The 6,392-nt window shown below is 54.2% G+C and carries 9 protein-coding genes; 2 read left to right on the forward strand and 7 right to left on the reverse strand.

Features of this window, described 5'->3' with window-relative positions:
• Positions 1–35: 35 nt before the first annotated feature.
• Positions 36–401, reverse strand: coding sequence for a DoxX family protein (locus AC6RNO_RS19195; RefSeq protein WP_488436812.1), 366 nt, complete (start codon positions 399–401; stop codon positions 36–38).
• 148 nt (positions 402–549) lie between these two features.
• On the opposite strand from AC6RNO_RS19195, the gene AC6RNO_RS19200 reads away from it, so the two are divergent.
• The gene (locus tag AC6RNO_RS19200; protein ID WP_488436811.1) at positions 550–894 is read left to right on the forward strand and encodes a winged helix-turn-helix transcriptional regulator; all 345 of its coding nucleotides are present in this window, start codon (positions 550–552) and stop codon (positions 892–894) included.
• Between the two features lie 200 nt (positions 895–1,094).
• Entirely contained in the window at positions 1,095–2,138 is a 1,044-nt protein-coding gene (locus AC6RNO_RS19205; protein WP_497106394.1) for an S-layer homology domain-containing protein, read from the forward strand.
• 121 nt (positions 2,139–2,259) lie between these two features.
• Here AC6RNO_RS19205 and AC6RNO_RS19210 read toward each other — a convergent pair whose 3' ends face one another.
• The 6 genes from AC6RNO_RS19210 to AC6RNO_RS19235 all read right to left on the reverse strand — a co-directional run.
• Complete coding sequence (locus AC6RNO_RS19210) at positions 2,260–3,075, reverse strand: NAD(P)H-binding protein (RefSeq protein ID WP_497106395.1); 816 nt, start codon at positions 3,073–3,075, stop codon at positions 2,260–2,262.
• Positions 3,076–3,140: 65 nt separating this feature from the next.
• Positions 3,141–3,596, reverse strand: a complete 456-nt coding sequence (locus AC6RNO_RS19215; RefSeq protein WP_497106396.1) for a MarR family transcriptional regulator — start codon at positions 3,594–3,596, stop codon at positions 3,141–3,143.
• Between the two features lie 128 nt (positions 3,597–3,724).
• Positions 3,725–4,213, reverse strand: a complete 489-nt coding sequence (locus AC6RNO_RS19220) for a hypothetical protein (RefSeq protein ID WP_497106397.1) — start codon at positions 4,211–4,213, stop codon at positions 3,725–3,727.
• A 126-nt stretch (positions 4,214–4,339) separates the two neighbouring features.
• On the reverse strand, positions 4,340–5,098 hold the full coding sequence (locus AC6RNO_RS19225) for an anti-sigma factor (protein WP_497106398.1): 759 nt from the start codon (positions 5,096–5,098) through the stop codon (positions 4,340–4,342).
• 2 nt (positions 5,099–5,100) lie between these two features.
• Complete coding sequence (locus AC6RNO_RS19230; protein WP_474685299.1) at positions 5,101–5,670, reverse strand: RNA polymerase sigma factor; 570 nt, start codon at positions 5,668–5,670, stop codon at positions 5,101–5,103.
• A 120-nt stretch (positions 5,671–5,790) separates the two neighbouring features.
• The coding region (locus AC6RNO_RS19235) for a plastocyanin/azurin family copper-binding protein (RefSeq protein ID WP_497106399.1) at positions 5,791–6,392 on the reverse strand (602 nt) is incomplete at its 5' end.

The raw sequence follows: 6,392 nt of genomic DNA on the forward strand, positions 1-6,392 counted from the left end.
CGTCGAATTCAAGGCGGAGCGTATTTTTTTAGCCGTTAAAACCGGCCAATCGCAACAATCGCGGCTAACGCCAAGAAAACGATGTTCACGCCAATTTTCCGGTATTCTTTACGCATAACATGGAATAAGGCCCCGAAAAAAACGACTGCGCCAAGCCCGATTGCCGCAAGCGGTGTTAATACAGGCGCGATGTTCGTCGCTTGAGGCAAAATCAACCCAAGTACCCCCAACAATTCCGCTAACCCGATAAAGGAAACAAACCCTTTCGGCACATCATTCGCCCAAGTCCAGGACGTTTTTGTTTTTTCATACTGAAACGCCTTCATCCAACCGGAATAAATAAAGCCAAATGCTAAAATCCCCTGCATAATCCATAACGCAGCATTCATTAATTCCGCCAACTCCTTATCCCTTAGTGATGTCCCTCTTGTAACCATTGACCGATAGGTGCATAATAAGCTATAGGATTTCTTTTGAGAAGTAGTTACTTAAATTAAACATAGTATACAAAAATATACCTTGGGAAAATAAAGGATTGGAAGATGACCAATGGCCAACTATTGTAAATTTGAAACGGCGTTAGAAATTTTTGTCGGGAAATGGAAGCCTGTTATTCTGCTTCGCCTTTTTTCAAACGGCACAATGAGATTTAGCGAACTTCAAAAAGCGATACCGGATATAACCAAAAAAATGCTTACCCAACAATTAAGGGAGTTGGAGTATCACGATATCGTTCATCGCGAAGTTTATCAGCAAGTTCCCCCAAAAGTTGAATATTCCATTACGGAATACGGCAAAGGTATGCATACGGTCCTGCAGGCATTGAATGATTGGGGAGTGGCTCATATCGAGCATTTGAACGAGTTGTACGGTGAAATAGACACAAAAGGTTAAAAGACAAGGCGATAAATAACCGTTCTTTGTTAAAATGGAAGCGTCAAGCAGCCATTGCAAAAGGAGCGGTTTCTTTTTCTTTGTAGCATTCAAAAGTGCGAGTTTTCAGCCGCCCGGGACGTGTGGCAAGCCGGCCATTTTGCGGGTCCGTACCGTTCAACTTCTAAAATTCTACAAAATTCGTTTCAACCGCGGAAAAATTGCAGGGCGTCGAGAGCGCCGGCGATGCGGAGCTTGAAGCGGAAACCGCTGACGGAGCGCTTTTGCGTTTGAACCTGTCGGCGCTGGCCTCTCTGCTTAAGAAAGCAGTCGGCGCCGGCGATGAGGAGCAAGCTTTCCTTCGCATCAGGCTCGCGCCGGCGGGCGGACAAACGGCGGAGCTGCTGACTAATAAAGCCCGCGAAGCCGGGGCGTCAGTGACGGAAATTCCGCTCGTCGCATCGTTTTTGCTGGAGAGCGGTGGCAGCGTCAAAGCGCTGGAGTTCGGCTCAGCCCAGGAACTGGCCGCAGTGTGGAAGCTGAAAAACGGGATCGATCCCAAACAGGCTATAGTAGTATCGTACGATACTGCTAAGGGAAGTCTGAGGATCGTGTCTGTTCCGGTATCGCTGCAGGACGGCGCAGCTTGGATTTCGATTCCCGCGCAGACCTCGGAAGCTTTGGCCGTTCTCGTCATCCGGAAATCTTTTGCGGATTTGAAAGACCATTGGGCGCAGGCTGACGTGGAGCTGCTCGCATCCCGGCTGCTGATCGACGGGGAAAGTGCCGACAAGTTCAAGCCCGACAAAGAGATTACCCGTGGCCAATTTACGGCGCTGCTCGTTCGGGCGCTCGGCCTGGCTGGAACCGGGGCCAAAGCCGGCGCTTTCGCCGATGTTGCCGGGACAGAATGGTTTGCGCCCAGCATCGGTACGGCGGCTCAGGCCGGGCTCGTGAGCGGCTTCAATGACGGCACGTTCAAGCCGGAAGCGCCGAACACGCGCTCGGAGATGGCCGTCATGCTGTCCAGGGCGCTGAAGCTCAAAGGCAGCGCCCCCAAGGCGGCCGCCGGCGGGCAGTTGGCCCGATTCGGAGACAGGGATTCCATCGGGGCCTGGTCCGAAGCTGCCGTGTCTCACCTGGTCGAGACAGGCATTGTTGAAGGAACAAGCGGAGGCCGTTTTGCTCCAAATGATTTGGCTACCCGCGCGCAAGCCGCAGTCATGCTGAAGCGCATGCTGAAGTATTTGCAGCTGCTGCCGTAAAGAGGGAAAGGGGTTGTCCCAAAAGCAGAAATTTCTACTTGAGGTGACGGGCCCCTTTTGCACGAAAACGTAATACGCGTCTGCTTCGACTGCGAAGCAGGCGCTTTTTATGTCAAGCGCGTTATTGCTTTTTGAGCATATTGCCGACGGCTTCTTTTAGGGGGACCCATGTTCCTCCGTTTAATTTTTCCAGATCGGGCGAGGTGGAGGACGTATCTATTCGGGCCAAAAATCCGTAAATCCAGCTTTTGACGGAAGGGTCCTCACGATGTGCGATCGGCTTGCCTGCAAGCTCCGATAAAATTTGCGCAAGCTCGCTAAAGTTCCACGAACGGGAAGCGGTGAGCTCATACGTTCGATTTTCATGACCCTGCTCCGCTAGAACAGCCGCGATGCCCATCGCGAGATCGCTGCGCGTCACAGTGTTAAACCGCCATTCGCCCGGATACGTGACCAGTTCGCCGTTAGCAATAGCTTCGCTCAGACCGAGAGAGGCGATGAAATCGGTGTACAAAGCGTTTCGGAAAAACGTGTAAGGAAGACCCGTGGTGCGGATCGCGTATTCTGTGGCCAAGTGCAGATGTGTTAGCGAAACGGAACCTTTTTCCGGGTAAGCAAATCCGGTATAAAGGAGGTGCCCGACATTCGCTTTTTTGGCCGCTTCTATGGCGTGGGCATGCTGACGGATGCGGGTCGTATCATCGGTGTGGGAGCTGGAAATGAGCAGCAGCTTCGAGGCTCCGGTAAAAGCCGGTTCAAGAGACTCGGGCCGGTCATAGTCGCAATATCGGACTTCTATCCCTTGGTCGGCGAATTCGGCCGCTTTGCCCGGTTGGCGCACACATGCAACGATGGAGCTCGCCGCGACTTTTTGCAGGAGATGCTTGATAATGAATTTGCCTAATTGGCCGTTGGCGCCTGTAATCATAATTGACATACGATCGCTCCTTTTGATGGTGGAGTAATAGTTAAATGGTTAACTAATTAGTGAAAAAAATAGGGTTACTCCTGACCTGCTTTCGTCAGCTTGCGCAGCAAAGAAATAAGCTGATTCAACTCCGCTTCGCTAAGGCTTTTCATTTTTTCGGCGATTTCCCGGCGATTTTCCGGCAGGTGTTTGTGCAAAAGTTCCCGGCCTTCGGCGGTTATAGCGATCACCGATTTTCTGCCGTCTTCCGGGTGGCTGGAGCGGCTGATATAGCCGTCTTTTTCCAAAGGGACCAGCAAAGTGCTGATATTCGGCTTGGTCACGCCAATTTTTTGCGCCAGTTTGGAAGGCAGAATCGTTCCGCCTTCTTTGGAGATTTCAACCAGGACCCGTATTCGGGCGCCGTTAAGCCCTTGGGAACTCCAGTATTTTTCGGAAACGCCGACTAAATGAGCCGTCGTATCGACCAAAGCAAAAAAAGCTTGCGTATGCAGTGGAGGGTCAAGCACATACTGCTGAAGATCCGACATCAAAATCACCTGCTACGTATATAGTTAAGTATTTAACTAAATATAGAATAGTGCAAAAGGACCGGGGTTGTCAAACCAAATTCGGAGATGGCCGCGGAAAAACGAGAAAAGGTGCCCGCCGAGGCACCTTAAAGTCTGGAGGTGCGCCCGCAAGAGCTGGGGCAACGCCGCCGGTAACATTGTGCGTAGACCGAATAAGCCGGATTGCCGAGAACCCCGGTCGTAAGGGCGGGGGCAACATCGGTGACATTGCGTGTAGAAACTCGAAAAAGCCGGACTGTGGAGAAACTCGCTCGTAAGGGCTTGGGAACATAGGTAACGTTGTGTGTAGAAACTGGAAAAAGCCAGACTGTTGAGAGCCCCACGCGGTAGAGCCGGTCGTACAATCTGCCTGGTAGCGCGAGGAAAACCTGCAAAAGTGCAGTTTTTGCTCGGTTGATACGCTGGCCACGAAAAATTCCTGCAATTGTGCAGGCTTTTCGCGGCGAACAGGGGTTCAGATTCATTTTTGGCGAAAATTCCTGCGCTTTCGCAGGCTTTTCGCCAAAATGAACCGTTTCTACGGAAAAAGCCTGCACTTTTGCAGGTTTTTCCGTGAACCGCGTCGTTTCCATCATTCGGAACATGTTCGCAGGCTTTGCGTGCGCCGAGCCGCTGTACTGTCTTCCGTGGCAGTCCATAGGGGGGTGACTGCCTGCTGCTGCTCTAACAAGGTGTTGAAGCTAGCTGGGTGAGGTACCTTTTTATACGGACCCGAATACTTTTGAGCCTCGCGGCTGCTCGCCGCGGTCGTCCGGTTCGAGAGTGACGCCGATTGCATCGAAGGTGAGCTTGCCTGAGGCGATCGGCATGGATAGCACGCCAATGCCTCTGCCGTCGTTCGCGACGCGGAACGTCCCGGCGCTTTGGCGCACGCCGTCCTTGAGCAGCCACACCTGGTACGCCTGCTCGCCGCTTGTCGGAGCCGCACCGAAGACGTAAACGACGAACTGTTTGCTTTGCCCGTTGTCGACGATGCAGGCGATGCCGTAGCTTTTTGCCTCGTTGGCTTCCGCCTGCGGCTCAAGCATCACGATCTGTTTGATTTGCGCGGCGGGTACGGAGAGCGCTTTTTCGATGGGGAGCGGCGCGGCGGCTCGTTCCCGGAAAAGCCATACGTTCCATGCGGTTCCGGTTGCAAACAAGATCAGCAGCAGGGCTGCGGCGTATTGGAAAGACCTTCTGTTCCGCCTTCTTACGGTGCGGGAGCTTTCGGCGCTATGCCCGGCTTCCGCTGCGAAAGCGGCGTTCATCACTTGTTTTTTCAAATCTTTCGGCGGTTCGATCCGTTCCATATCGGCGGGAAGCGCCTCCCATACGGTGCGCAGCTCATCCATTTCGGCCTGGCAGGCCTCGCAGCCGGGAAGGTGACGCTCGAACGCCAAACGCTCTTCATCCGTACAAACGCCCGATATAACGTCCAGGCACAAGTCACATACCGATGCTGAGTTTTTTTCGGTCATCGTCATCCCTCTCCTTCCACCAGCAGATGTCTGCGCAATATTTTCAAAGTTTGATGCAATCTGTTTTTTACTGTTCCGAGCGGTTCTTCATAAAGGGCGGCGAGCTCGCTCAAACTGTAGCCGCGCCAATAAAAGTGCTCCAGCAGCTCGATTTGCTGCTTCGATAGGAAGCGGTAGGCGAGGCGGACCTGCTCTTTCAGCGATTCCCGCTCAGCATGCTCCTCCGGCGATGCCGCCCGGGAATCGGGTATCCGCTCCAGCTCCTCCGGCACGTACGGGACAAGCCCTTCGGCCTGTCTGCGCTGTTTGCGAAGCCAATCGGTCGTGATGTTGCGGGTGATCGTTATCAACCAACTGGTAAAACGTCCCTTATCCGGGTCGTAGTCCGATTCGGTCGTCCACAGCCGCACAAATACGGATTGAACGATGTCGCGCGCAGCCTGCTCGTTTCGCACCGCTTTCCAGGCAAACGAATATACAAGCGACGCATAACGGTCGTACAGTTCGGAGAGCGCATCTTGGCGCTTAAGCTTCACGAGCAGCATCAGTTCGTAATCGGAGTGGTTATTCATTCCGCGCGGCCTCCAGAACGGCAATATAATCTCTTAATGCTATCATACAACAAATTGCGGGTATTGCGGTCGGCAATCCGGATAAAAAGCAAGGGCAACCGGTCACCCGGCTACCCTGCTTTATTTCTCTTTAACGACAATGGCGCCCCGCATGCCGGGATGAGGAGAACAATAATAGCTGAATTCGCCGGTTTTGTCAAAAGTGATCGTTTTGTCCTTGTTCTGTGCGAGCAAACCGGTATCGAACGATTTGTCGTCGGCGGTCGCGGTGTGGCTTACCGCATCTTTGTTTACAAATTTTACGCTGTCGCCGGCTTTGATTTCCAGCTTGTTAGGAGAGAAGGCGAAATCGACGATTTCGACGACATGCACTTTACCGGCCTCGTCGCCCGCCGCTTGGCCGGCTGCCGTAGTCCCGGCCGGGTCCGCTTTGCCTGCGGCTGCGGGGCTGCCGCCGGGCTTGCCGCCGCCGGATGCGTCTACCGGCGCATCCTTGCCAGCCGCGCCTCCGCCGCCGGCAGACACGCCGCTTCCGGCGTCCGCTTTGGCGGAGCTTCCGCCCGCAGCCGCGGCGTCGTTGCCGGCGGCATGCAGCGCGTGTCCGCTGTCTGCATCGCCCGCGCCGCCGCTTGGGCTGCCCCCGGCCCCGGAGGGGGCCGGTTGCTCCGCCGGCCCGGCGGTTTGCTGCGCAGCGGCTATCTGGCCGCTGCCCGCGCCGCCCG

It is taken from the genome of Paenibacillus sp. sgz302190, assembly GCF_059820445.1.

Bases quoted from the DNA above. Each gene is read 5' to 3' on its own strand.
- AC6RNO_RS19200 (WP_488436811.1), top strand. From the start codon at position 550: ATGGCCAACTATTGTAAATTTGAAACGGCGTTAGAAATTTTTGTCGGG.
- AC6RNO_RS19210 (WP_497106395.1), bottom strand. From the start codon at position 3,075: ATGTCAATTATGATTACAGGCGCCAACGGCCAATTAGGCAAATTCATT.
- AC6RNO_RS19215 (WP_497106396.1), bottom strand. From the start codon at position 3,596: ATGTCGGATCTTCAGCAGTATGTGCTTGACCCTCCACTGCATACGCAA.
- AC6RNO_RS19220 (WP_497106397.1), bottom strand. From the start codon at position 4,213: ATGATGGAAACGACGCGGTTCACGGAAAAACCTGCAAAAGTGCAGGCT.
- AC6RNO_RS19225 (WP_497106398.1), bottom strand. From the start codon at position 5,098: ATGACCGAAAAAAACTCAGCATCGGTATGTGACTTGTGCCTGGACGTT.
- AC6RNO_RS19230 (WP_474685299.1), bottom strand. From the start codon at position 5,670: ATGAATAACCACTCCGATTACGAACTGATGCTGCTCGTGAAGCTTAAG.